The sequence below is a fragment of the Thauera propionica genome (assembly GCF_002245655.1).
Taxonomy (GTDB): Bacteria; Pseudomonadota; Gammaproteobacteria; order Burkholderiales; family Rhodocyclaceae; genus Thauera; species Thauera propionica.
In genome coordinates this window covers 756971-782526 of record NZ_NOIH01000003.1, presented here as the reverse complement: position 1 = coordinate 782526, position 25556 = coordinate 756971, and the positions used below count along the sequence as shown (strand labels likewise).

Below are 25556 nucleotides of genomic sequence, written 5' to 3'. Positions count from 1 at the left end.
GGACGAGGGACAGGGCCAATCCGCTGACCCTTGACCCGATTGAGGCTTCAACATGCGTCGAAATGTAATTGCCTTGCAGCAACCTGCAAGCGGCGAGCCTGCGTGAACACCTTGGCCGCGCGCGGTGGGCTGCCGCGACCAGCACATGGTTCCCGATAGAGCACTGTGAAACAACTCGTCACGCTCCTTCGGGATCGCTGGCGCCAAGCCGTGTTCATATCCATGCCAGCCCGTGGAACACAACAGTTCCCGCCCTTGATAAGGCATAAGGAGAACAGCATGAAGATCCAGACCCTGATTCCCGCCCTCCTGATCACCGTGGCCGCAAGCGGCTGTGCCACCTGGGACAACATGTCGTCGCGCGAGAAGAGCGCAGCCACCGGTGCTGCCGTCGGCGGCGTGGCCGGTGCGGTCATCTCCAACGGTGGTGTGCTGGGCACGGTCGGCGGTGCAGCCATCGGTGGCGTCATCGGCGACCAGGTCGGCAAGAACAAGTAAGCAGCAGCAGCTTTCCTCCCCCCGCTCTCCTCATTCGGGGCATCGACGCCGCACGCGGCCGACATGCCCCGTTTTCTATTGGGTATCCGGAATCTGGTGTGGGTTCTGGCTCCTTGGGTCTTTGTAGCTATCACTTTCAAAGAATGGATTTTGGTGTTGGACGGCTGAGCGGATGTGCTAGAGTAAAAGTCGGATTTCAGTGTGGGTTCGCCCAAGGTGCTGAGTGACGGACTTTCTCCAGCTGCGAAGCCTGAAGACGCTTGAAATCCTGACCAGCGAGGACAGTTACGTCGTCAAGGCCGAAGGCGTCAATCAGTGGGTGACCTGCCCGCTGTGCAAGACCGGACGCCTGCATGGTCACGGCTCACAGGAACAGTCGTTTCAGGACACACCGACGCACGGCAAACCCGTCGTGATCTTCATCCAGCGCCGTCGCTATCGCTGTACAAGCTGCACCAAGACCTTGTTTGAGCCTGTGGCGGACCTTGATGGAAAACGCCAAGCCACGGCGCGTCTGGTGCGTTATATCCGCGACCAGTCCTTCTCCAAGACCTTTGCGGCCCTTGCCCGGGAAGTAGCCGTGGACGAAAAGACGGTCCGCCACGTCTTCGACGATTTCATCGAGGAGGTCGAGGCCAAGACCCAGTTCCGGACGCCGCGGGTGCTGGGTATCGACGAGCTCAAGATCATCGGCCAGTACCGGGCCATGATCACCAACGTCGAGCGCAAGACCGTGTTCGATATCCGCCCCAGCCGGGCCAAAGCCGAGTTGATGCCCTATTTCCGCGACCTGCGGGACAAGGACTCGGTCGAGTGGGTGGCGATGGACATGTACCACGTTTATCGGCAGGTGGTGCGCGCCACGCTGCCACAGGCCCGGATCGTGGTCGATCGATTCCATATCCAGCGCATGGCGAACGACGCGCTGGAGAAGCTGCGCAAGCGCATTCGCAAGGATTTGTCCACCCGGCAGCGCCTCAAACTCAAGGACGAGCGGTTCCTGCTGCTCAAGCGGCAGCACGACCTGACAGGGAGAGATATGGACCGGATGCGGGAATGGTTCCAACAGTTCCCGCTCCTAAGCGAAGCCCACGCGCTCAAGGAAGGATTTCTGTCGATCTGGGATCAGAAGACCCGCCCAGCAGCAGAAGCCGCCTGCGCGAAGTGGCAGGCCAATATTCCGACCGAATTGGCGGCCACGTTCAAGGACCTGACCACCGCCGTGCACAACTGGCACGACGAAATCTTCGCCTACTTCGAGCAGCCGATTACCAATGCCTATACTGAGTCAGTCAACCGAGTGGCCAAAGACATGAACCGCATGGGCAGGGGTTACAGCTTCGAGGTGCTTCGGGCGCGCATGCTCTACGACAAGAAGGCGCGCAAGGATGGCTCGGTTATCGAAACCGTGTTGGTCGATGACGACGACCCAATGACCACGGACTTCGTGTTCCAGCGGATGACCACGGCGGCAACGCGCAAGAAGAAGATCACGCGCGTGGTCGAGTACGGCCCCTATCTCCCGACGCTGGCGCGGCTACTCGAAGAGGGGTATTTCGAATAGTCCTCAGCCCATTGTGCAAGAGGCGGCGCTTCAGCCTGAATTTGTGATTCAGCCGATGAAGCATAGGTAAGAGGCCCAGCCACTACCCCGCGCAACAGGACAGTTGCTTTACGTCCTTGGTGAAGGTTTGTGCCGCGAGTTTCAGCCCCTCGACCATCGTCAGGTAGGGGAATAACTGGTCGGCCAACTCTCGCACCGTCATGCGGTTGCGAATCGCCAGTACTGCGGTTTGGATCAGCTCGCCTGCTTCCGGGGCTACCGCTTGCACGCCGATCAGTCGTCCCGAACCGGCCTCCGAAACCAGCTTGATGAAACCGCGCGTGTCGAAGTTGACCAGCGCCCGGGGCACGTTGTCGAGCGTCAGCGTGCGGCTGTCGGTCTCGATACCGTCGTGGTGCGCTTCGGCTTCGCTGTAGCCCACGGTGGCGACCTGCGGGTCGGTGAACACCACCGCCGGCATCGCCGTCAGATCCAGCGTCGCGTTGCCACCCGTCATGTTGATTGCAGCGCGGGTGCCGGCCGCCGCCGCGACGTAGACGAACTGCGGCTGGTCAGTGCAGTCGCCGGCGGCATAGATGTGCGGCACGGTAGTGCGCATCGCGTGGTCGATGGTGATGGCGCCTTGCGCATTGACCACCACACCGGCCGCGTCGAGGTTGAGCGTGCGGGTGTTTGGGGTGCGGCCGGTGGCGAACAACAGCCGGTCGGCATGCAGTTCGCCGCGTTCGGTGGTGAGCACGAATTCCCCATCCTCATAGGCGACCTGGCTGGCCTGGGTGTGGTCCAGCACTTCGATGCCTTCGGCGCGGAACACGGCCGTGATGGCCTCGCCAATGGCGGGGTCTTCGCGAAAGAACAGTGTGCTGCGCGCCAGCATGGTCACCTTGCTGCCCAGCCGGGCAAAGGCCTGCGCGAGTTCGACGGCCACCACCGACGAGCCGATCACGGCCAGCCGATCGGGGATCGTGTCGCTGGCCAGCGCTTCGGTCGACGTCCAGAAGGGCGTGTCTTTCAAGCCCGGGATCGGTGGAATCGCCGGACTGGCCCCGGCGGCGATGAGGCAGCGGTCGAAACTCACCTCGCGCATCCCGTCGTCAGCGGTTGCCACGGTCAGCGTGTGCGCATCCTTGAATCGGGCATCGCCGCGCAGCACGGTGATGGTCGGGGTGCTCGTCAGGATGCCTTCGTACTTGGCGTGGCGCAGTTCATCGACGCGCCCCTGCTGCTGAGCCAGCAAGCGCTTACGCAGAATCTTCGGCGAGGCGGCGGCAATGCCGTCATCGAACGGACTCTCGCGACGCAGATGCGCAATGTGGGCAGCGCGGATCATGATCTTGGACGGCACACATCCGACGTTGACGCAGGTGCCGCCGAGAGTGCTGCGCTCGATCAGCGTCACACGCGCCCCTTGCTCGACGGCCTTCAACGCCGCCGCCATCGCCGCGCCGCCGCTGCCGATCACGGCCACGTGCAGTGCAGCCTCATCGTCCTCGCGCTTTGGTTCGCCGCCCAGCCGCTCTTGTGCATTGTTCAGCAGGTCGCTGGGTTGCCCCGGCGCATCGGCAAGCTGCGCTCGGTAACCGAGTGCGGATACCGCCGCGACCAGCGAGGTCACGTCCGCGGCGGTACCTACGCTGGCCTCAATCTCGGCCCGGCGCTGTGGGTAGGACACTGAGGCCGAACGCACGCCGGGCACCTTTTCCAAGGTCTGCTTGACGTGCTCGGCGCACGACCCGCAGGTCATGCCATCGATGTGCAGCGTGATCGCCTCGGTCATGAGCGTGTGCTCACTTCTTGACGGTAGACGGGTAGCCGGCGTTCTCGGTGGCTTTGGTCAACGCGGCCGGAGTGGTCTTGGCATCGTCGTAGGTTACCACCGCCTCCTTGGGCTCCCAGGTCACCTTGGCCTCGATGACGCCTTCGACCTTGGTCAGCGCCTTCTTGACCGTGATCGGACAGGTGGCGCAGGTCATGCTCGGCACCGACAGCGTGACGGTTTTGGTGGCGGCCCAGGCGGGAGCGCTGAGGGCAACGGTCAGAGCGAGCAATGCGACGAGTTTCTTCATGGCAATCTCCTTTCAGTAGAACAGGGGCATGAGGTAGGGGAACACGAGCGCGATCAGCACCAGGGCGGTGACGATCCAGAAGATCACCTTGTAGGCCGTCCGCACCTGGGGCACGGCGCATGCGTCGTCCGGCGCGCAGGCGCGAGCCGGCCGGAAGATGCGACGCCACGCGAAGAACAGCGCCACGAGCGCCACGCCAATGAAGATCGGCCGGTACGGTTCCAGCGCGGTCAAGTTGCCGATCCAGGCGCCGGAGAAACCCAGCGTGATCAGCACCAGCGGACCGAGGCAGCAGGTCGAGGCGAGGATGGCGGCGAGGCCACCGGCGGCCAGTGCACCGCGGCCGTTGCTGGGGTCTGCCATGTGAGGGATCTCCTTCCGAGACGTTGCGTGATGCGCTAAGGTTACTTCCGTAGTCAAGTACGGAGTCAAGCGCGATGGTGAACGATCCGCAAACACTGACCATCGGGGCTTTCGCCAAGGCCGCTGGGGTCAACGTGGAGACCATCCGGTTCTATCAGCGCAAGGGGTTATTGCCAGAACCAGGTCGGCCCGTCGGCAGTATTCGCCGCTACGGATCGGCGGACGTGGCGCGGGTGCGTTTCGTGAAATCCGCCCAGCGGCTGGGGTTCAACCTGGACGAAGTCGGCCAACTCCTACAGCTTGAGGACGGCACTCACTGCAGCGAAGCCGCCGAGCTGGCTGCGCTCCAGCTCACCGACGTGCGCACCAAGATGGCGGACCTGACGCGAATCGAAGCGGTGCTGTCACGGTTGGTCAACGAGTGCCATGCGCAGCGAGGCACTGTGTCGTGCCCGCTGATCGATTCTCTACACGGGAGCTAGGCGCGTGGCTTAACCCGGTTTTCCGTTCCACTGCGCCTCAAACCCCAGTTCGAGCCGGGGGCAAGGTGACCTGCCACTGATTGTTTCCTTGCACCGACATGCGCCAGACAAAGCCCACACTGAAGGCTAAAAGCGCGTAAGCCTTGCGATACCAGAAACCTACCGAACGAGAGCTGTCAGACAAGAAGGGCTAGTGCGGTCTTCCCACACTAAAATCCGGATACCCTTTCTATTCCGCCTCAGCTCACCGCGCCCAGCACCCCGCTGAGCAGCGCAGTGGCAACGACGACCAGCCACGGCGGCAACTTCCAGAACATCAGCGCCACCAGCGCAAGCAGCGCCAGCGCGAAGTCTGCCGGACCCAGGATCGCGCTCGTCCATACCGGCTGGTAGAGCGCTGCGAGCAGCAGACCGACCACCGCGGCGTTGATCCCCATCAGCGCGGCCTGCATGCGCGCACGGCGACGCAGGCCTTCCCAGAACGGCAGCACGCCGACCACGAGCAGGAAGGCCGGCACGAAGATGGCCGCCAGACACAGCAGGCCGCCGATCCAGCCGGTCGGCACACCCGTCATCGACGCGCCAAGAAAGGCAGCGAAGGTGAACAGCGGACCGGGTACGGCCTGTGCCGCTCCATAACCGGCGAGGAAGGTCTCGTTGTCTACCCAGCCATTGGGCACGACCTCGGCCTGCAGCAGCGGCAGCATCACGTGGCCGCCACCGAACACCAGCGAACCCGAGCGATAGAAGACGTCCATGCGCGCGAGTGCGCTCGAGTCCCACCAGTCCGCCAGCAATGGCAAACCGAACAGGAGGCCGAAGAACAGGGCCAGCGACGCGATTGCCGCCGGGCGCCCGACGCGGATCGGCAGCGGCTCGTGCCCGTCGCTCGCCGCCGGACGAAACCAGGCAAGGCCGACGAGCGCCGCGAGGACGATCACGCCCACCTGTGTCCAAGCCGACGGACTCGCCAGCACGATGCAGCCCGCTGCCGCCATGATGCTGACACGGGACGCATCGGGGCACAGCGTGCGCGCCATGCCCCACACCGCCTGCGCGACGACGGCCACGGCAACGACCTTGAGCCCGTGCAGCACGGCCGGCGACAGCAGGGTGTCCTGCGCCGCGACACCGAACGCGAACAGGATCATCGCGAGGGCCGAAGGCAGGGTGAAGCCCGCCCAGGCCGCCAGCGCCCCCGCATAGCCGGCGCGCGACAGGCCGAGCGCGAGCCCGATCTGGCTGCTCGCCGGCCCGGGCAGGAACTGGCACAGCGCCACCAGGTCCGCGTAGCTGCGCTCGCTGAGCCAGCGCCGGCGTGCGACGAACTCCTCGCGAAAGTAGCCGATATGCGCCACCGGGCCGCCGAAGGAAGTGAGGCCGAGACGCAGGAAGGCCAGGAAGACGGACCAGGCGTTGCGGTCGTCGCGAAAGGATTCGGTCATGAGTGAATGTCTCGCTGCGGCGTCATCGAGCTGCATTATCGGGCATTCCCCATGACGCACGATCGTGCCCAGTGGCTACGGTCGCCGCGCAAGAATGCCCCTGGTGGCGCATCGGCAGGCATTCGACGCACATCCCCGACCGGGCTGCGAACCCCGCAAGGCAGTCCGCTAATTCCTTGATAGAATTGCGCTTGTCCCGCCTTGCCCACCCCTGCGCAGGCGGTTTTTCTTTTTGCCGACGAGTCCTGATGACGACCACCCCCTTCCCGCCCGAACTGCTGCGCGATGTCGAGAAGCGCCGCACCTTCGCCATCATTTCCCACCCCGACGCGGGCAAGACCACGCTGACCGAAAAGTTGCTGCTGTTCGGCGGCGCCATCCAGCTCGCCGGCACGGTGAAGGCGCGCAAGTCCGCCCGCCACGCCACCTCGGACTGGATGGAGGTGGAGAAGCAGCGCGGCATCTCGGTGACCAGCTCGGTGATGCAGTTCGAGTATCAGGGCCACACCATCAACCTGCTCGACACCCCGGGCCACGAGGACTTCTCCGAGGACACCTACCGCGTGCTGACCGCGGTCGACGCCGCGGTGATGGTGATCGATGCCGCCAAGGGCGTGGAAGCGCAGACGATCAAGCTGCTCAACGTCTGCCGCCTGCGCAACACGCCCATCATCACCTTCGTCAACAAGCTCGACCGCGAGGTGCGCGAGCCTTTCGAGCTGCTCGCCGAGATCGAGGACGTGCTCAAGATCACCTGCGCGCCGGTGACCTGGCCGCTAGGCATGGGCAAGGCATTCCGCGGCGTGTATCACCTGCTGCAGCAACAGGTGCTGACCTTCACCCCGGGCGAGGAACGCCGCAGCGACGGCGAGATCATCAAGGGTCTGGACAATCCGGAACTCGACAAGCGCTTCCCGATGGAAGTCGGCCAGTTGCGCGACGACGTCGAGCTCATCGACGGTGCCTCGCCGCCCTTCGACCTCGACGCCTTCCTTGCCGGCCAGCAGACACCGGTGTTCTTCGGTTCGGGTATCAACAACTTCGGTGTGCAGGAGATCCTGCAGTCGCTGATCGACTGGGCGCCGCCGCCGCAGCCCCGCGATGCCGGCAAGCGCATGGTGCAGCCGGCCGAACCGGCATTCACCGGCTTCGTGTTCAAGATCCAGGCCAACATGGATCCGAAGCACCGCGACCGCATCGCCTTCTTCCGCATCTGCTCGGGCCGCTACAGCGCCGGCATGAAGGTGAAGCACGTGCGCGCCGGCCGTGACATGAAGCTCGCCAACGTGCTCACCTTCATGGCCAACGAGCGCGTGATCATGGAGGACGGCGTCGCCGGCGACATCGTCGGCATCCACAACCATGGCCAGCTGCAGATCGGCGACACCCTGACCGAAGGCGAGAACCTCGGCTTCAAGGGCATCCCCTACTTCTCGCCCGAAATGTTCCGTGCGGCCCGCCTGCGCGACCCGCTCAAGTCCAAGCAGTTGCAGAAAGGGCTGCAGGAGCTGGGCGAGGAAGGCGCTATCCAGGTGTTCGAGCTCGAAGGCGGTCAGATGCTGCTGGGCGCAGTCGGTGTGCTGCAGTTCGAGATCGTCGCCCAGCGCCTGAAGGACGAGTACAAGGTCGATGCGATCTTCGAGCCCGCCGACATCCACACCGCGCGCTGGCTGACCTTCCCGGACGACGTTACCCGCCGCAACTTCGAGCGCGAACAGGCGCTGCGCCTGGGCAAGGACATCGACGGCAACCCGGTGTATCTGGCCACCAGCCGCTACAACCTGGAAGTGACGGCCGAGAAGTGGCCCAAAGTGACCTTCCACGCCACGCGCGAGCACGGCGAAGTGCTGGGCTGATCCTCGCGACGGCGGCGCCTCAGGCGATGAGGCGCCGCGCGAAAGCCTCGACCTGCGTCCAGTCGGTGAAGTCGGTGACCGAACGCGGGTCGGTCGGCCCGCCGGTGATCCACATGATCAGGCGGATCATGTTGCGGTCGAACGCGCCGTAGCGCGGATAGTCGATCTTGCCGCCGAACACCTCGACTTGCTGCGGCTGCCAGCGGATCTGGCGCAGGAACTTGCGCACGTAGGGGTTGGTGTCGGCCTGGCGCTTGTGCGGCTTGCGGCCCACGGCATTGACCGAGAAGAAGGCGTTGGGGCGCGCCGCCAGCGCGGCCTGGTGGCGGTCGATGAAGTCCTTCACCGCCGGACGGTGGTGACCATAACGGATGCTGGCGCCGATCACGACACGATCGCAGGCGTCGAGCATCTGCGCGGAGACCTGCCCGACATCGCAAAGATCGACCGCATGCCCTTCGGCCGCGGCGATCGACGCGATCCGTTCGCAGATCTCCCGAGTATGGCCGTCGATGGTCGAGTACGCGATCAGCAGCCGCATGCCTACTTGCCGGTCAGCACGCCCTCGACGACCTTCTTGCCTTCCGAATACAGGGCCACCTGGCCGTCCTCGAACTCGACGTTCATGCAGCCGGTATTACCCTTGAGCTTGCCGTCCAGCCATTCACGGCAGTAGCGCGCCTGGTCGTCCACCCACCAGCGCGCCTTGGCCCCGGTGGTGTCGGTCAGCGTGCCATCGGTACCGAACCTGAGCGTGTAGGCGGACTCGGTGCGCAGATACACGCCGATGAAGGTCGCGCCGCTCAGCATCTGTTCGACTTCGGCCTTGCTGGTGATGAAGTTCTGCGCCAGCGCGCCACCAGCCGTTGCAGACAGTGCCAGCGCCGCCACCAGGGCGCGTCCCGTGTTCCCGAGCTTGAGCTTCATGTTCGTCCTCATTTGCGTACTTTCGGTCGGTTGATGCGGAAGGTCCCGCGATTGTTCATCCACTGCATGTGCCGCTGCCACCACGCTCAGCCGCGTGCGCCCAGGCGGCCAACGAGGCCGCGCAGGGTCTCCTGCAGGTCGGCCGGCATCACCACCACCTTCGAACTGCCGGACTCGCCCAGCTTCTCGAGCGAGGCGATGTACTTCTCGCCCAGCAGGTAGAGCATCGGCGTGGTCTGGTCGCCGATGCTGGCCGTCACGCGGCGGATGGATTCGGCCGAGGCCTCGGCCAGCATCACCTGGGCATTGGCGTCGCGCTTGGCGGACTCCAGCCGGGCCTCGGCTTCGAGGATGGCCGCCTGCTTGGCGCCTTCGGCCTTGGTCACCGCAGCCTTGCGCTCGCGCTCGGCCGCGGCCTGCAGTTCCATCGCCTTCTGCATCGATTGCGATGGCTTGATGTCCTGGATCTCGACCGACTTCACCGTCAGGCCCCAATCCACCGCCTCGTCGGCAATGCTCTCGCGCAACCGCGCCTTGATCTTGTCACGCGACGAAAGCGCCTCGTCCAGTTCCATTTCGCCGACGATCGAGCGCAATGTCGTCATGATCAGGTTGCGGATCGCCTCGGAGAAATCGGTCACGCCATACACCGCCTTGACGGGGTCGGTGACCTTCACGAAGGCGATGGCATTGGTCAGGATCACCGCATTATCGCGGGTGATGACTTCCTGTTCCTGCACGTCGAGGATGATGTCCTTGGTCACCAGCTTGTAGGCGACGTTGTCGAGATAGGGAATCAGGATGTTGAGGCCGGGACGCAAGGTGGCGTGGTACTTGCCCAGGCGCTCCACCACCCATTCCTCGCCTTGCGCCACGAGGCGCACGCCCTTGGCGATGGTGATGACGACAAACACCAGAATGGCGAGCGCAATGGCGAGGCCTTCGGTCATGAGTTCTTCCTTTCGTTTGAATTGATCAGGCCTTCGCCACCTTGACGAAGCTGCCTTCGACGCTGACGACGCGCACGCGCTCGCCGGCTGCAATCGGATTTTCCGCCATGCAAGCCCATTCCTCGGCGCCCAGCACCGGACGCTGGAAACGTACCTTGCCGCGCTGGAACGGGGCGACCGCACTGACCAGCAGGCCCACCTCGCCGATCACCTCGCCAGCCGCGGTGCCGATGAGGGTCTTGTGCTGCGACCTTTTGAACACGCGGAACCACAGCACCGCCATCGCCACCGAGGCGACGACCCAGGCCGAAATCTGCGCGGTCAGCGACAATTCCGGCGCGACCAGCAGCGCAAGCCCGACCAGCAGCGCGCCAAAGCCGAACCAGATGACGAAGAAGGCCGGCACCGCCAGTTCGAGCATCACCAGCCCCAGACCGGCGAGCTCCCAGTGCCACCATTCGATGATCAGCATGTTGTCCATGGCGCGACTTTAGCGCAGCTCGACGACAAAGTTATTTGACGTGTCGCAGAGCGCGGTGGGAAAGCTGTGGCCGCGACAGGGATGAAATTGTGGATAAGCTGACTTCCGGGCAGGAGCGGATTTTTGATCAACAAACGATCCCGGCCTTCAGGGGGCGATATGCACTCGCTTATCCTGAATGCAAATGTTTGTCTTCAAAGCGTAAAACAGACTTATCCACAGAAACACGGGGTACACCATGTTTACTGTTCTTTAAATATATAAAACATGTGTACACCCAGAAGAAAAAAGCGCCGGACGAGGGCCGGCGCTTTCGACAGTGACTCTCAGGCAGACATCAGAACGGCGGATCGTCAGCCAGGGCTTTCGCTTCAGGCTGCGAGGATGCCGCTTCCAGAGGCTTCTGATCACCCGCTGCAACGGCGATCTCGCCGCCCAGGGCCTGCACCACGGCGGGCAGCAGATGCGCCAGTTCGCCAGTCATCAGCGCGAATTCGGCATTGAACAGCGCCTCCGCATCTTCCTTCTCGCCGTCGATCTGGTCGCGGACCACGTCGAGGAAGTCGAGGCGCTTGATCTCGAGCTTCTCGGTCAACACGAAGCTGACGCGGTCGTCAAAGGTCAGTGCCAGACGGGTTGGCAACTTGCCGGCTTCCAGATGGCCCTTCACCTCGTCGCCTTCAAGCGGGTGACGCACGTAGCGCACGGCCGCCTTGTCCTCGCTGACCGAACGCAGCTCGCAGTCCTGGTCGATGGTGAAGCCCGTCGGGGCCTCGCCGCCGGCCAGCCAGTCGGCCATCGCCGACATCGGCGACAGCTCGGTGCGCAGCAGCGTCAAGGGGAAGCTGTCGAGGGTGTGACGCAACTGTTCGAGCATGTCCTCGGCCTTGCTCTGGCTGGCCGCATCGACGACGAGCCAGCCATTGACCGGGTCGATCCAGGCGAACATGCGACGGCGGCGGGTAAAGGCGCGCGGCAGCAGTTCCTGCGTGATCTGTTCGCGCAGTTCCTTCATCTGCTTGCGGCCGAGCTTGTAGCCCTGCTGCTCGGCGAGTTCCTCGGCACGCTCGTCGGCTTCCTGCTTGACCACGGCCGAAGGCAGCAGGCGGTGCTCGAAGCCGAGCGACACCAGCCACTGGTCACCGACCGCATGCACCAGTACGTCATTGTTCAGCGGCGACAGCCAGCCGCGGCTCTCCATGTCCTGGCTGCCGCAGGGATGGAAGGGCTTCTTCGCCAGTTGTTCCTCGAGGCGCTCGGCGCTCATGTCCCACTTGGCGGGCAGGCGATAGATCTGCAGGTTCTTGAACCACATGGGGTGTCTTCCTTGTCGTAAACGAACGCACGCCCGCTGCATCGGCAACGGGCGCGGTCAATGGAGGGGATTACTGCTGCAGACCGCCGGATGCGGCGATCATGCGGATGACGCGAACGGTGTCGACGTCGGACTGGTGGTAGGCGGAACGCACGAAATCGGCATAGCGCGCGTCTTCGCTTCCGCTGGCCTCCGGCAGCGTGGTCTGGTAGCAGAAACGCAGGAACAGCGCGCCGGCCTGCGGCTCCTCGATGCGGATCGTCAGGCTGCCCCCTGCATGCTGCGCGTTTGCCTCGGATTCGAAGCGGATCCAGTCGAGCGGGCTGAAGGTGACGCGGTCGCGCACGACAACGCTGCCGAAGTCGAGGTCGCGCACGAGGCTGCCCTCGCCGCGCTCGACGATGCGGCAGGCCTCGAGGCCCGGCAGGAAGGCGCGGGCATCCTCGGCCCGGCACAGCAGCCCGAACCACAGTTCTTCCCGCGTGAGCGGTTCCTGCAGCGGGTTGGCGAGATCGTTGACCTCGATCAGGTGTTCGAATTTCAAGGGCATCTCCTGGGCAGGCGCGACAGTTTACCCCGTCGACCGGCCGGGCCGGGATACCATGCGCGCCATGCAACTCGAACGACTTCTCCATGCCCAGGGCTTCGGCAGCCGCAAGGAATGCCGCGCCCTGATCCGTGCCGGCCACGTCAGCGTTGCCGGCGTTTCCTGCGAAGACCCCTATGCGGATTTCGACCCCGGCAGCAGCGATGGTTCGGCCGGCCTCGAATTCAGCGTCGGCGACGAGACCTGGCGTTATCGCGCCAAGGCCTACCTGATGCTGCACAAGCCCACAGGCTACGAGTGCTCGCACAAGCCGACCTTCCATCCCTCGGTCTTCACGCTGCTGCCGCAGCAGATGCTGCTGCGCGACGTGCAGTGCGTCGGCAGGCTCGACCAGGACACGACCGGACTGCTGCTGCTGTCGGACGACGGCCAGTTCATCCACCAGTGGAGCTCGGGCAAGAAGCGCACGCCGAAGGTGTATGAGGTGACGCTGAAGCACGCGGTGGGCGAGGACTTCGTCGCACAACTGATCACGGGCGTCGAGCTGCACGATGAGCCGGCGCCCATCGCCGCGGCCGCGTGCGAACTGACGTCCGATACCACCCTGCGCCTGACGATCTGCGAAGGTAAGTACCACCAGGTCAAGCGCATGATCGCCGCGGCGGGCAACCGTGTCGAAGCCCTGCACCGCAGTCGGGTGGGCGGATTGGCGCTGGATCCCGCGCTGGCGCCAGGCGAATGGCGCTGGCTGGAAGCGGCCGACCTGCAGACCCTGGCCGACTACGCCTGATCCAACACGCCGGTCGGGCCGGCGTTCAGAAACGCATTTCCAGGCCGGCCCCGACGGCCCAGCTGCGGTCGCGCTCGCGATCCTCGTGGCTCCGGGGCCAGAAATGGCCGACGATGAACTCCGCCAGCAGCCAGTCGCGATAGACGGGCTGCAGCCACTTCAGGCGGACACCGTATTCGCCTACGTCAGTCTCCGCACCCGTTTCGCCGCTGGCCAGCGCCTCGAGCGACAACAGCTTGGTGTCGCCGAAGGTCTTGAACATCCCGATGCTGCTTGACCATGCGAAGCCGTCGGTTTCCCTGGTGATGGTCGCCGCGTTCTGCCATTTCAGTGCCAGCGACGGCGAGTAGGCGTGCTCGAGGTTGATCGCGGTGGTCGAGCCGAAGCCGTCACTGACACGCCAGAACACGGTTTCGCGGAACTCGGCGCGGTTCGAAGCGGACAGCGCCCATGAACGCAGGTAGCGCGCCTGGGCATAGGGCTTGATGCCGCCCCGCACGCCGATCCTGAGATCGACGTAGTCACGCAGATTGAAACCCAAGCCAAGGAATCCCGTCTGGTCAGCCCTGCGACTCTCACGCAGGAGAGCTGCTCGCGGGTGAAAGCTTCCGGCTGGTCGGAGATCAGTTCGCGTTCGTTCTCCTGGCCAAAGAACACGTAGGCCTTGTCCTTCAGGTTCGGCAGGTCGAAGCGGGCGCGAAAGCGAACGCTGGTGCTGCCGCCATCGTCCTCACGCCTGCTGGCGCGCATGCCGAGTCGCCCATGCGAGACCTTGCCACCGTCGGAAAAGGGCTTGTCGCCGAACCAGTCGTTCACCTCTTCGCCCAACCAGTGTGCTAATTCGCGCACCTTGCGCCGGGTCGTATCGACAAACGCTTCCGATTCGGCGTCCATGGCGGCCCGGTCCATGGAGGGCAATGCGTCGGTTGCATGCCTATGACCATCCTGCAAAGGTGCCGAGGTCGTGCCTGCACAACCTGCAAGTGCAAGAACAAGGGCGAAGTGCCACACATGCCGGCAGGTCATGGCTGCCTCCCTTTGGCCGTTTCTTGTAGCTCCGATTCTACGCCGGTCGATTGGAGCTGCTCCTGCTGGAAGGAGGGGCCAGCCGCTGTCGGCCAGAAGAGGGGGGACGGTTTGTTTGTTCTGTTTTTCTTTTAATTTAAATAATAAAGATGTAAACAGTCGGGCCAAAGCTGTGGATAACTCCGGCATCGCCTTGAGGGATATGGATCGGGTCTCGGTAGAACACCGTGGACAAACCCCGTAAACGGCTGTGTGCCAATTGTCCATCGTTTTTGGCGACAAGCGGATTGTCTGGCTTGTTCACAAGCTTTCCCGCCTTTCTGTCCAGGAATATCCACACCCATGCAGTTCGCTCACCGTTCATCCACGCCCACTTGGGAGATCTTCTGCCAGGTTGTGGATAATTTTGGGGATATTGGTGTCTGCTGGCGACTTGCACGCGATCTTGCTGCGCAGACCGGATCGGATGTGCGTCTGTGGGTGGACGACTGGACGGTGCTGACGCGCATCTGCCCTGCGGCCGGGGGGCTTGATCCGGTGCGGGGCGGAAAGGTCGCCGGTGTCGAGTTGCGCCTTTGGGCCGATCCGTTCCCGCGGGTTGCGGCGGCGGATGTCGTCATCGAGGCCTTTGCCTGCGAGATCCCCGAGATTCACCTGCAGGCGATGGCGGCGCGGTGTCCGGCGCCGGTGTGGATCAACCTCGAATACCTGTCGGCCGAGGACTGGGTGGCCGGCTGCCACGCGATGGCATCCCCGCATCCGCGCCTGCCGCTGGTGAAGCACTTCTTCTTTCCCGGCTTCGATGAGGGCACCGGTGGTCTGCTGCGCGAGCCGGATCTGCTTGCGCGCCGCGATGCCTTCCGCGCCGATGCATCCGGGCGCCGCGACTTTCTCGCGCGCCGTGGCGTGGTCCTGGGCGAGGGCGAGACCTGCGTGTCGCTGTTCGCCTACGAGCAAGCCCGACTGCCCGAGCTGATGCGGGTCTGGGCGCGGGGGCCGCAGCGACTGCGCGTGCTCGTTCCCGAAGGGCGGGTGCTGGGCGACGTGGCGCGTGCCTTGGGTCGTACCGGGCTCGTGGCTGGCGACTGCATCCAAGACGGCAATCTGACCGTGCATGTGCTGCCCTTCACCGACCAGGATGGCTACGACGAGCTGCTGTGGGCCTGCGACCTGAACTTCGTGCGCGGCGAGGATTCCTTCGTGCGCGCACAGTGGGCCGGCGTGCCCTGCGTGTGGCAGATCTACCCACAGGACGACGATGCGCACTTCGACAAGCTCGAGGCCTTCATGGCACGCTACCTTGCCGGTGTGGCCGTGCGCGAGCCGGAAGCGTTCTCTGCCTTCTGGCGAGCGTGGAACGGCCGGGGTGACCCGGCGGCCGCCTGGCCGGCCTTCGCCGCCGCGCTGCCCGAGCTGCATCGTCACGCCGTGCGCTGGTGCGACGACCTGGCCCGGCAATCGGATCTTGTTTCACGCTTGACAAAATTCTCTTCGCACATCCGGGCCGCCGCGGGGTAGAATCCCGCGCCTAAATTTTCAAAGACATGCGGCTCGTGCCGCGTCGATTTCATCCAGGAAACAGCATGAAAACCGCTCAGGAACTCCGCTCCGGCAACGTCATCATGGTCGGCAGCGACCCGCTGGTGGTGCAGAAGGCCGAATACAACAAGTCCGGCCGCAACGCCGCGGTCGTCAAGATGAAGCTCAAGAACCTGCTCACCGGTGCGCCGTCCGAGTCGGTCTACAAGGCTGATGACAAGTTCGAAGTGGTCGTGCTCGACCGCAAGGAAGTGACCTACTCCTACTTCGCCGATCCGATGTACGTGTTCATGGACGCCGACTACGAGCAGTACGAAGTCGAAGCCGAGAACATGACCGACGCGCTGAAGTACCTCGAAGACGGCCTGCAGTGCGAAGTCGTGTTCTACAACGGCAAGGCCATCTCGGTCGAACTGCCGAACAGCGTCGTGCGCGAAGTCATCTACACCGAGCCCGCCGTCAAGGGCGACACCTCGGGCAAGGTCATGAAGCCGGCCAAGATCTCCACGGGTTTCGAGCTGCCGGTGCCGGCTTTCGTCGAAATCGGTGACAAGATCGAAATCGACACCCGTACCGACGAGTACAAGAACCGCGTCAAGTAATCGACGCCGTTCCGCAAACAAAAGGGCCCGCGTGGCCCTTTTGTTTTTTTGAGCGTCGAACCAGGCGTGCCGTGCGCTGTCTTCCTTGGCACAATCCTGTTGTCTCCCGTCAATCCTTTGTCATTTCCGTCATGAAGCCCCTGATGCTCACCCTTGCCGTTCCGGTCCTGATGCTGCTCGCCGGCTGTGCGCCCGAGGTACCCGTTGAAAAGGCGAAAACCGCGGAGAAGGCGGTCGGCGAAGCGGCCGAGGCCGCGCGCGAGGCGCTGGACAAGGCGGGTGAAGCGGTGAAGAAGCTCGGTGAGTCCGGCAGCGCGGCCGCCCAGGCAGTCGTCGAGTCCGCCGCGGAGAAGGTGAAGGAAGGTGCTGAGGTCGCCGGAGAGGCGGTGCGCGAGAATTCGGATGTCGCCCGCGAAGTGACCGATGCCGGTGTGCGGGATGCGAAGGAAGCCGCCGAAGCCGCTGCCCAGCGCATCGCCGAGGCCACGCGCGGCGCAGCGCAGCGCCTGAAGGAAGTGGGCCAGGGCGCCCTCGGCAGCGTAAGGCCGCGCGAGGACGGTGCACCGGTCGAGGACGCCGCGACCGAGGCGGCGGCCGAAGCGAAGCCCGACGGGGTGAAGTGAGTCCAGCCCTGCGCCGGCTGGGCGGCTGGCGTTTCTTCCTTTGCCTGGTGCTGTTGTGGGCGGCGTGCCTGCCGCTTGCGCAGGCTGCGGAGATGCCGGTCCGGGGAGAACTTCAGGTCTTCGTGCGGGAGGGCTGCCCGCACTGCGCGGAAGCCAAGGTTTTTCTCGCCGAACTGGCGCCGACGCGGCCGGACATCCGCATTGTCTATCTGCAGGTGGATCGCGACCGGGCGGCGCGCGATGCGCTGATCGAGATCAGCCGCGCGGCCGGCTCGTGGCCGCCGGGGGTGCCGACCTTCGTCTTTCGCGATCAGGTGCTGGTCGGCTTCGATGATGGCGAGCACCGTGGCAAGGAACTCGTCGCCCTGCTCGGCGAGCCGCCGAAATCGCGCAACACCGTCGAATCCTCGCTGTTCGGCACGCTCAGTGCCAGCGAGATGGGCCTGCCGCTGTTCACCCTCGCGCTGGGCCTGCTCGACGGCTTCAATCCCTGTGCGATGTGGGTCCTGCTGTTCCTGCTGTCGCTGCTGGTGCGGCTGAAGGACAGGCGGCGCATGGCCCTGGTGGCCGGCACCTTCGTGCTCGCGAGCGGCGCGGTCTATTACGCCTTCATGGCGGCGTGGCTCAACGTGTTCCTCTTCGTGGGCATGACGAACGCGCTGCGCATCGGCCTGGCGGCGCTGGCGATGCTGATCGGCTTCATCAACATCAAGGATTTCTTCGCCTTCCGCCGCGGTGTGTCGCTGTCGATCCCCGAGTCGGCGAAGCCCGGCCTCTATGCGCGGGCACGCGTGATCATGAAGGCCGAATCGCTGCCCGCCTCGCTCGCCGCGGTGGCGGTGCTGGCGGTGGTGGTCAATTTCGTCGAGCTGCTGTGCACTGCAGGGCTGCCGGCGATCTATACCGCGGTGCTCACCCAGCATGACCTGTCTGCGCTGGCGCATTACGGCTACCTCGGCCTCTACATCCTCGCCTACATCGCCGACGATGCGCTGATGGTCGGTGCCGCGGTGCTGGCGCTGGGCAGCGGCAAGCTCACCGAGCGCGGCGGGCGCATTCTGAAGCTGCTGTCCGGTGCGGTGATGCTGGCGCTCGGGCTGACGATGCTGCTGCGCCCGCAGTGGCTGATGTAGGCCCCGGATCGTTGCCCGCAGGGGAACCTTTCACCCCTGGACATGAGTCGGATGCCGGTCCGCGCCTAGAATGGCGTCTTGTGTCCGAGCCTCGCCTCCCATGTCTGCCTCCGTCACCCGCTACACCCCGGTCGATGCCCCCGCCCCGATCGCCGACGCCATCCGCATCCGCGGTGCGCGCCAGAACAACCTGCGCAACCTGTCGCTCGACCTGCCGCTGAACCGCCTCACGGTGGTGACCGGCGTGTCCGGTTCGGGGAAGTCCTCGCTGGTGTTCGACACGCTGTATGCCGAGGGCCAGCGGCGCTACGTCGAGACCTTCTCGCCCTACGCGCGCCAGTTCCTCGACCGCATGGACAAGCCGCAGGTCGATCGCATCGAGGGTGTGCCGCCGGCGATCGCGATCGACCAGACAAACCCGGTGCGCACCTCACGCTCGACGGTGGGCACGATGACCGAGCTCGCCGACCACTTCAAACTGTTGTATGCGCGCGCCGCGCACTTGCACTGTCGCTGCTGTGGCAAGTCGGTGCGGCGGGATTCGGCGGTCAGCATCGCTGCCGAGCTGCGCGCGCGCGCGGCCGCCGAGGGCGATCCGCGCCTGGTGGTGTGCTTTCCGGTGCCGGTGCCGTCCAACTTCAGCGAGGCGGAGGTGACCGGCCTGCTCAACGCGCAGGGCTACACCCGCATCCAGGAACGCATCGCCGGTGGCGGCCCCGAGGGGCAGGATGTGCTGCAGGTGGTGCAGGACCGCTTTCGCGCGTCGAACGCCGAGGATGCGCGCCTGGCCGAGGCGCTGGAGGCGGCACTGCATCGTGGTCATGGCCGGGTGTCGGTGTATGCGTCGGGCGAGGGCGTGAAGGCGGAGACAGTGAATGGGACGGAGACGCCGGGCGAGGCGGTGTGGCGCTACTCGTCCGGCCTGCACTGCGCGGACTGCGACATCCACTATTCGGACGCCACACCCGGCCTGTTCTCGTTCAACTCGCCGATCGGCGCCTGCGAGACTTGCCGCGGCTTCGGGCGCGTGATCGGGGTGGATTTCGGCCTGGTGGTGCCGGACGAGTCGAAGACGCTGGCGGAAGGCGCGGTGAAGCCCTGGCAGACCGAGAGCTACCGGGAGTGCCAGGCCGACCTCGAGAAGATGGCGAAGAAATACGGCGTGGCGATGGACATCCCGGTGCGCGACCTGCCGCCCGAGCATCGTCAGTGGCTGTTCGAGGGCGACCCGAAATGGAAGAACTGGGACAGCTCGTGGCCGCGCTACTGGTACGGCGTGCGCCACTTCTTCGACTGGCTCGAGACCAAGGCCTACAAGATGCACATCCGCGTGCTGCTGTCGCGCTACCGCAGCTATACGGAGTGCCCGGCCTGCCACGGGGCGCGGCTGAAGCCGGATGCGCTGCTGTGGCGGCTGCCGGTGGGGGACAAAGGTGTCGCGATCCACGAGCTGATGGCAATGCCGGTCGATCGCATCCGCGACGCCGTTGCCGCGCTGCACATCCCTGGCGCGCCTGACGAAGCCACCGAGCTGGTGCTGGGCGAGATCCGCAGCCGGCTGAACTATCTTGCCGACGTCGGCCTCGGCTACCTGACGCTCGATCGCCAGTCGCGCACCTTGTCGGGTGGCGAGGTGCAGCGCATCAACCTGACCACCGCGCTCGGCACCTCGCTGGTGAACACCCTGTTCGTGCTCGACGAGCCCTCGATCGGCCTGCACCCGCGCGACATCGGCCGCATCCTCGGCGTGATGACACGGCTGCGCGATGCCGGCAACACGCTGGTGGTGGTGGAGCACGACCCGCAGGTGATGGTCGCCGCTGACGAACTGCTCGAGATTGGCCCCGGCCCGGGAGAGCGTGGCGGCAACATCGTCGCGCGCGGCACGCCGGCCGAGATCGCCGCCAACCCGGACTCGGTGACCGGCCCCTGGCTGGCGGGCAGGAAGCGCATCGACGTCGATCGTCCGCCGCGGCCGGTCGATGACGCCACGCCGCGCATGACTCTGGTCGGCGCGCGCCAGCACAACCTGCGCGACCTGACCGTCGGCTTCCCGCTGCAGCGCCTGACCTGCCTGACCGGCGTGTCCGGTTCGGGCAAATCGACCTTGATCCAGGACGTGCTGTTTCCGGCGCTGGCCAAGCATTTCGGCGAGGCATCCGAATCACCGGGCGATTTCGACCGCCTCGAAGGTGTGGATAAGTTGCGCGGTGTGGTCATGGTCGACCAGTCGCCGATCGGCAAGAGTTCGCGTTCCAACCCGGTCAGCTACGTCGGTGCCTGGGACCCGATTCGCAATCTGTTCGCCGCCTTGCCGGAGGCGAAGCAGCGGGGTTACTCCCCCGGTACTTTCAGCTTCAATGCCGGCCACGGCCGCTGTCCGACCTGCACCGGCTCGGGCTTCGAACATGTCGAGATGCAGTTCCTGTCCGACGTCTGGCTACGCTGTCCGGACTGTGACGGCAAGCGCTACCGCCCGGAAGTCCTTGAACTGCAATGGAATGGGCGTTCTGTCGCGGATATTCTGGAACTGACGGTGCATGAGGCGCTGGACGTGTTCCGCGAACACCCGAAGGTGCTCGCCGCCCTGGCGCCGCTGGCGGATGTCGGTCTCGACTATCTGCGCCTCGGCCAGCCCGTGCCGACGCTGTCGGGTGGCGAAGCGCAGCGTCTGAAGCTTGCCGGCCATCTCGCCGAGGCGGCACAGAGGAAGCCTGTACGCAAAGCCAGGGCTGTGGATAACTTTGTTGGCAAATCTGTTGGCAACGCCGAAAACGCGCCCGAACCCGGTCTGCTGTTCCTGTTCGACGAACCCACCACCGGCCTGCACTTCGAGGACGTCGCCAAGCTGCTGGGGGCATTCGACAAGCTGCTGCAGGCCGGCCATTCACTGATCGTCATCGAGCATAACCTCGACGTGATCGCTGCATCCGACTGGATCATCGACCTCGGCCCGGAAGGGGGTGAAGGCGGCGGCGCGGTGGTGATCGAGGGGACGCCGGAGGTCGTGCGCGGGCATGAAAGCTCGCATACCGGCAGGGCATTGCGGGACTACGCGGCGGAACTGGAGAAGACGCGCACGGCGCCGCGGGTCGCCGCCGAGCCGCGGGTGGAATATCGCCCGGTTGCTGCACCGGCGATAGAGATCCGCCATGCACGCGAGCATAACCTGAAGAACGTCAGTCTGCAGATTCCGCGCGACCAGTTCACCGTGATCACCGGCCTGTCTGGCTCGGGCAAGTCCACGCTGGCCTTCGACATCGTGTTCGGCGAGGGGCAGCGCCGTTACCTGGAGTCGCTCAACGCCTACGCGCGCCAGTTCGTCCAGCCGGCCAGCCGACCCGACGTCGACGGCCTGTTCGGCATCCCGCCGACGGTGGCGATCGAGCAGCGCACCAGTCGCGGCGGGCGCAAGAGCACGGTGGCGACGCTGACCGAGATCCACCCCTTCCTGCGCCTGATGTACGTGAAGCTGGGCACGCAGTTCTGCCCCGACTGCGACGTGCCGGTGACGCCGCAGAGCTTCGAGGCCATCGTCGCCCAGGTCCAGCGCGAGCTGCGTGGCGCGTCCATCGAAGTGCTGGCGCCGCTGGTGGTCAACCGCAAGGGCCTGTACACCGACCTCGCCAAGTGGGCGCGCGGCAAGGGCCACGCGCAGCTGCGCGTCGATGGCGAATACCTGCCCACCGCCAAGTGGCCGCGGCTGGACCGCTACAAGGAGCACAACATCGAGCTGCCCACCGGCATGGTGGTGGTGCAGCCGGAGAACGAGGCCACGCTGCGCGAGTTCGTGCGCCAGGCGCTGGACATCGGCAAGGGCGTGATCAAGGTGCTCGAGATCGGCAAGCTCGGCGCGGTGCCGGTCACCTTCTCCACGCTGCGCGCCTGCCCCAACTGCGGCACCGGCTTCCCCGAGCCCGATCCGCGCCTGTTCTCGTACAACGCCAAGCATGGCTGGTGCCCCAAGTGCTACGGCACCGGGCTGAAGACGGCGGCGCGCATCGAGGACCCCGACGCGCTCGACCTCGGCGATGCGGAAGAGGTCATCGTCAGCGACGAGCCCTGCCCCGCCTGCGACGGCGCGCGCCTCAATCCGGTGGCGCGCGCGGTGCGCTTCCGCGACCTCGGCCTGCACCAGCTCGCGGCCCAACCCGTGGACAAGGCTGCCGGCTTCTTCGCCGATCTGGCACTGAACGAGCGTGAAACCGATATCGCGCGCGACCTCGTCAGCGAGATCCGCGGGCGGCTGGCCTTCCTGCAGCACGTCGGCCTCGGCTACCTGGCGCTGGACCGCGCCGCGCCTACGCTGTCCGGGGGAGAGGCGCAGCGCATCCGCCTGGCGGCGCAGCTCGGCTCCAACCTGCGCGGCGTGTGCTACATCCTCGACGAGCCGACGATCGGCCTGCACCCACGCGACAACCGCCTGCTGCTCGACACCCTGGAAGCGCTGCGCGACCGCGGCAATACGCTGCTGGTCGTGGAGCACGACGAGGACACCATCCGCCGCGCCGACCATGTCATCGACCTCGGCCCCGGCGCCGGCGTGCGCGGCGGCCGGGTGGTGGCCGAAGGCCGCATCGACGACCTGCTGGCCGCGCCCGAATCCGCCACCGGCGAATGCTTCCGTCACCCGCTGCAGCATCCGCTGCGACCGCGCCACGCGGTGGCGGACGACCACCCCGCGATCCGCATCGAAGGTGCCAACCTGCACAACCTGCGCGATATTTCGGTGCGCATCCCGCTCGCGCGCCTCATCGTGGTGACGGGCGTGTCCGGCTCGGGCAAGTCCAGCCTGGCGCGCGACGTCATCCACGCCAACCTGCGCGCCCGCCTCGGCGACCCCGAGGCCACCCGCGCCCGCCGACGCGGCCAGGCGCAGCCGGAGGAGGTCGACCAGGCGCTGGTCGGCTGCAAGGGCCTCCACGGCTGGCAGCAGGTCGGCCGCGTGCTGGAAGTCGACCAGACCCCGATCGGCAAGACGCCGCGCTCCTGCCCGGCGACCTACGTTGGTTTCTGGGACGCGATCCGCAAGCTCTTCGCCGACACCTTCGATGCCCGCACCCGCGGCTGGAACGCCTCGCGCTTCTCCTTCAACACCGGCGCCGGCCGTTGCCCGGTGTGTGACGGCGCTGGCCAGACCACCGTCGAGATGAGCTTCCTGCCCGACGTGAAGACACCCTGCGAGGCCTGCGGCGGCGCGCGCTTCAACCCGGAGACGCTGTCGGTGCGCTGGAAGGACAGGACGGTCGCCGAAGTGCTGGCGATGCCAGTGGACGAGGCGGTGAATTTCTTCTCCGCCCACCCCGCCATCGCTCACCCGCTGCAGCTGCTGCAGGACGTCGGCCTCGGCTACCTGACATTGGGCCAGCCCAGCCCGACGCTGTCGGGTGGCGAGGCGCAGCGCATCAAGCTCGTCACCGAACTCGCCAAGGTGCGCCGCCGCCCGGGCGACGCGGAGGACACTGGCGGCGTGCCGCTGCCGGCCGACAAGCACAGCCTGTACGTGCTCGACGAGCCTACCGTGGGCCTGCATATGGCCGACGTCGACAAGCTGATCCACGTGCTGCACCGCCTGACCGACGCCGGCCACACGGTGCTGGTGATCGAGCACGATCTCGACGTGATGGCCGAGGCCGACTGGCTGATCGACCTCGGGCCGGAAGGCGGTGACGGTGGCGGCCAAGTGGTGGCCGAAGGCCCGCCGGAGCTGGCGATGGCGACGGCGGAATCCCATACCGGGCGCCATCTGCGCGAGTTTCTGGCCCAGCGCATGGCGGGATGATGCAGTGCAGCGGAACCCCGGCCCCTGTGTCGGGGTCATCTACGCGGCATGTTTCATCTGCCGTTCAGCGGCGGAAGACCGTCGCAATCATCAGTCGCGATGGGGTGTCGTGAGACTCCCTTTGCGCTTCAACGCAGGAATACCGGAATGAGTACTCGAACAATCAAGGTGTGGGATCTGCCCACGCGCGTCTTCCACTGGCTGCTGGCCTTGCTGGTCGTCGCGGCCTTCGTGACCGGCTGGCTGGGTGGCAACCTGATCGAATGGCATGGCCGCGCGGGCATCGCCATCACGGCGCTGCTGGCCTTCCGCCTGGTGTGGGGCGTCATCGGCTCGACCTACGCCCGCTTTGCCGACTTCGTTCCCGGCCCGGCCCACATCTGGGCCCACATCCGCGGCGAATGGAACGGGTTGGGCCACAACCCCTTCGGCGCCCTCTCGGTTCTGGCCCTGCTCGGAATCCTCCTCTTCCAGGCCGCAAGCGGGCTGGTGGCGAACGACGACATTGCCTTCGAGGGGCCGCTGTATGTGCTGGTCAGCAAGGACACCAGCGACTGGCTCAGCAGCCTGCACCGGCAGAACTTCTGGCCGATCATCGTACTGGTGTCGCTGCACGTGCTGGCGATCCTGTACTACGCCCACGTGAAGAAGGACAACCTGGTGAAGCCGATGATCACCGGGGTCAAGGAAGTGTCGGATCCCGAAGCGAAGCCGGCCCGCGGCGGCGGCCCGGCGGCCTTCGTGATCGCGCTGCTGGTGGCTGTCTTCGTGGCATGGGCGTCGACCGGTGCCTTGCTGCCGCCTCCCCCGCCACCGCCGCCCGCACAGGCGGTGCCCGCCTGGTAGTCGCCGCCCTGCAGGGCGTCCAGATGCAGAAAAGCCGCCATAAGGCGGCTTTCTTCTTTGGCTTGCCGGGGTTCAGTCGGCGCGATACTTGTCGTGACAGGCCTTGCAGGTGGCGCCGGTTTCGCCAAACGCCTTCTGCACCGCAGCCTTGTCGCCGGTGGCAGCCACCTTGGCAAGGTTGGCGGCGGCGGCGTTGAAGTCGGTGGCGAGCTTGCCGACGTCTTCCATGTTCTGGAAGAACTCGGGCTTCACGCGGGTCTTGCGGTCGCCGACGGCCTTGTCGGTGCCCGGACCGTAGAGCGCGCCCATGCCCGAGCCGGCGATGGCGGCGATGGCGTTGGCGGCGGCCTGGACCTGCTGGGCGTTGTACTCGCCCTCGACGTTGGCTTTGATCTTGCCCATGTTCCAGGCCATGAAGCTGTAGCCGGCCTGGCGGTACTTGATCTGGTCTTCGGGCTTGACCTGGGCAGAGGCCGTGCCGGCGAGCGAGAGGGCGAGGATGCCGAGAGCGATGGTTTTCTTCATGTTGACCTCGTGAGCGGGTGAAAAGGTGTTGTCTCTATCGCAGTGACGACGGCGCCGTGGCGCGGTCGTGACCGACTTGCGACAGGGGAAGGCGGGAATTGGTTCAGCCGGTTCAGCCGAATTTATATTAGATATGGATGATATTGCTTTCACATCCATCGTGCCAGACATTGATTGCTGCCAAAACTAAAGAAGC

General features: G+C 65.4%; 23 protein-coding genes. 11 read left to right on the top strand and 12 right to left on the bottom strand.

Annotation, left to right across the window (positions count from 1 at the left end; all coding sequences use genetic code 11):
• Positions 1-279 precede the first annotated feature (279 nt).
• Both CGK74_RS04965 and CGK74_RS04960 read left to right on the top strand, forming a co-directional pair.
• On the top strand, positions 280-498 hold the full coding sequence (locus CGK74_RS04965; RefSeq protein WP_094267351.1) for a glycine zipper 2TM domain-containing protein: 219 nt from the start codon (positions 280-282) through the stop codon (positions 496-498).
• Positions 499-721: 223 nt separating this feature from the next.
• Entirely contained in the window at positions 722-2062 is a 1341-nt protein-coding gene (locus tag CGK74_RS04960) for an ISL3-like element ISStma11 family transposase (RefSeq protein WP_019183731.1), read from the top strand.
• 82 nt (positions 2063-2144) lie between these two features.
• On the opposite strand, the gene merA is transcribed toward CGK74_RS04960, so the two are convergent.
• The 3 genes from merA to merT are packed head-to-tail and all read right to left on the bottom strand — an operon-like array spanning position 2145 to position 4491.
• The gene (merA, locus tag CGK74_RS04955; protein ID WP_094267350.1) at positions 2145-3839 is read right to left on the bottom strand and encodes a mercury(II) reductase; all 1695 of its coding nucleotides are present in this window, start codon (positions 3837-3839) and stop codon (positions 2145-2147) included.
• A gap of 10 nt (positions 3840-3849) precedes the next feature.
• Complete coding sequence (merP, locus tag CGK74_RS04950) at positions 3850-4128, bottom strand: mercury resistance system periplasmic binding protein MerP (RefSeq protein ID WP_012480190.1); 279 nt, start codon at positions 4126-4128, stop codon at positions 3850-3852.
• 12 nt (positions 4129-4140) lie between these two features.
• Positions 4141-4491, bottom strand: a complete 351-nt coding sequence (gene merT, locus CGK74_RS04945) for a mercuric ion transporter MerT (RefSeq protein ID WP_019183730.1) — start codon at positions 4489-4491, stop codon at positions 4141-4143.
• A gap of 74 nt (positions 4492-4565) precedes the next feature.
• On the opposite strand from merT, the gene merR reads away from it, so the two are divergent.
• Positions 4566-4973: an Hg(II)-responsive transcriptional regulator gene (gene merR, locus CGK74_RS04940; RefSeq protein ID WP_012480188.1), complete on the top strand. Its 408-nt coding sequence runs from the start codon at positions 4566-4568 to the stop codon at positions 4971-4973.
• A gap of 239 nt (positions 4974-5212) precedes the next feature.
• On the opposite strand, the gene chrA is transcribed toward merR, so the two are convergent.
• Positions 5213-6418, bottom strand: coding sequence for a chromate efflux transporter (gene chrA, locus CGK74_RS04935; protein WP_094267349.1), 1206 nt, complete (start codon positions 6416-6418; stop codon positions 5213-5215).
• A gap of 248 nt (positions 6419-6666) precedes the next feature.
• On the opposite strand from chrA, the gene CGK74_RS04930 reads away from it, so the two are divergent.
• On the top strand, positions 6667-8274 hold the full coding sequence (locus CGK74_RS04930) for a peptide chain release factor 3 (protein WP_094267348.1): 1608 nt from the start codon (positions 6667-6669) through the stop codon (positions 8272-8274).
• Between the two features lie 19 nt (positions 8275-8293).
• Here the strand turns inward: CGK74_RS04930 and hemG are convergent, their stop codons facing one another.
• The 6 genes from hemG to CGK74_RS04900 all read right to left on the bottom strand — a co-directional run bounded on the left by hemG (position 8294) and on the right by CGK74_RS04900 (position 12491).
• The gene (gene hemG, locus CGK74_RS04925; RefSeq protein WP_094267347.1) at positions 8294-8815 is read right to left on the bottom strand and encodes a menaquinone-dependent protoporphyrinogen IX dehydrogenase; all 522 of its coding nucleotides are present in this window, start codon (positions 8813-8815) and stop codon (positions 8294-8296) included.
• 2 nt (positions 8816-8817) lie between these two features.
• Positions 8818-9201: a hypothetical protein gene (locus CGK74_RS04920; RefSeq protein ID WP_094267346.1), complete on the bottom strand. Its 384-nt coding sequence runs from the start codon at positions 9199-9201 to the stop codon at positions 8818-8820.
• Positions 9202-9287: 86 nt separating this feature from the next.
• On the bottom strand, positions 9288-10151 hold the full coding sequence (locus tag CGK74_RS04915; RefSeq protein WP_094267345.1) for an SPFH domain-containing protein: 864 nt from the start codon (positions 10149-10151) through the stop codon (positions 9288-9290).
• A gap of 25 nt (positions 10152-10176) precedes the next feature.
• The gene (locus tag CGK74_RS04910) at positions 10177-10632 is read right to left on the bottom strand and encodes an NfeD family protein (protein ID WP_094267344.1); all 456 of its coding nucleotides are present in this window, start codon (positions 10630-10632) and stop codon (positions 10177-10179) included.
• Between the two features lie 337 nt (positions 10633-10969).
• Positions 10970-11947 (bottom strand): recombination-associated protein RdgC, encoded by a 978-nt coding sequence (locus tag CGK74_RS04905; RefSeq protein ID WP_094267343.1) that lies wholly within the window; start codon positions 11945-11947, stop codon positions 10970-10972.
• A 70-nt stretch (positions 11948-12017) separates the two neighbouring features.
• A complete protein-coding gene (locus tag CGK74_RS04900) occupies positions 12018-12491 on the bottom strand; it encodes an SRPBCC family protein (RefSeq protein ID WP_094267454.1) in 474 nt (157 codons plus the stop codon).
• Between the two features lie 58 nt (positions 12492-12549).
• On the opposite strand from CGK74_RS04900, the gene CGK74_RS04895 reads away from it, so the two are divergent.
• Positions 12550-13284 (top strand): 16S rRNA pseudouridine(516) synthase, encoded by a 735-nt coding sequence (locus CGK74_RS04895; RefSeq protein ID WP_094267342.1) that lies wholly within the window; start codon positions 12550-12552, stop codon positions 13282-13284.
• 25 nt (positions 13285-13309) lie between these two features.
• Here the strand turns inward: CGK74_RS04895 and CGK74_RS19120 are convergent, their stop codons facing one another.
• Positions 13310-13825, bottom strand: coding sequence for a hypothetical protein (locus tag CGK74_RS19120; RefSeq protein ID WP_240498618.1), 516 nt, complete (start codon positions 13823-13825; stop codon positions 13310-13312).
• Positions 13826-14652: 827 nt separating this feature from the next.
• Here CGK74_RS19120 and earP point away from each other — a divergent pair.
• The 6 genes from earP (at position 14653) to CGK74_RS04860 (ending at position 24835) form a co-directional block, all read left to right on the top strand.
• A complete protein-coding gene (gene earP, locus CGK74_RS04885) occupies positions 14653-15828 on the top strand; it encodes an elongation factor P maturation arginine rhamnosyltransferase EarP (protein WP_094267341.1) in 1176 nt (391 codons plus the stop codon).
• Positions 15829-15893: 65 nt separating this feature from the next.
• The gene (efp, locus tag CGK74_RS04880; protein ID WP_094267340.1) at positions 15894-16451 is read left to right on the top strand and encodes an elongation factor P; all 558 of its coding nucleotides are present in this window, start codon (positions 15894-15896) and stop codon (positions 16449-16451) included.
• 143 nt (positions 16452-16594) lie between these two features.
• On the top strand, positions 16595-17074 hold the full coding sequence (locus CGK74_RS04875) for a hypothetical protein (protein ID WP_240498617.1): 480 nt from the start codon (positions 16595-16597) through the stop codon (positions 17072-17074).
• A complete protein-coding gene (locus CGK74_RS04870) occupies positions 17071-18207 on the top strand; it encodes a glutaredoxin family protein (protein WP_240498616.1) in 1137 nt (378 codons plus the stop codon). Before CGK74_RS04875 ends, CGK74_RS04870 begins: the two co-directional genes overlap by 4 nt.
• A 100-nt stretch (positions 18208-18307) precedes the next feature.
• Positions 18308-23989, top strand: a complete 5682-nt coding sequence (gene uvrA, locus CGK74_RS04865; protein ID WP_094267338.1) for an excinuclease ABC subunit UvrA — start codon at positions 18308-18310, stop codon at positions 23987-23989.
• A gap of 147 nt (positions 23990-24136) precedes the next feature.
• Positions 24137-24835 (top strand): cytochrome b/b6 domain-containing protein, encoded by a 699-nt coding sequence (locus CGK74_RS04860; RefSeq protein ID WP_094267337.1) that lies wholly within the window; start codon positions 24137-24139, stop codon positions 24833-24835.
• Positions 24836-24907: 72 nt separating this feature from the next.
• Here CGK74_RS04860 and CGK74_RS04855 read toward each other — a convergent pair whose 3' ends face one another.
• Positions 24908-25360 carry a c-type cytochrome gene (locus CGK74_RS04855; protein ID WP_094267336.1) on the bottom strand — a complete coding sequence of 151 codons (453 nt, stop codon included), beginning with the start codon at positions 25358-25360 and terminating at the stop codon, positions 24908-24910.
• Positions 25361-25556: the final 196 nt, after the last annotated feature.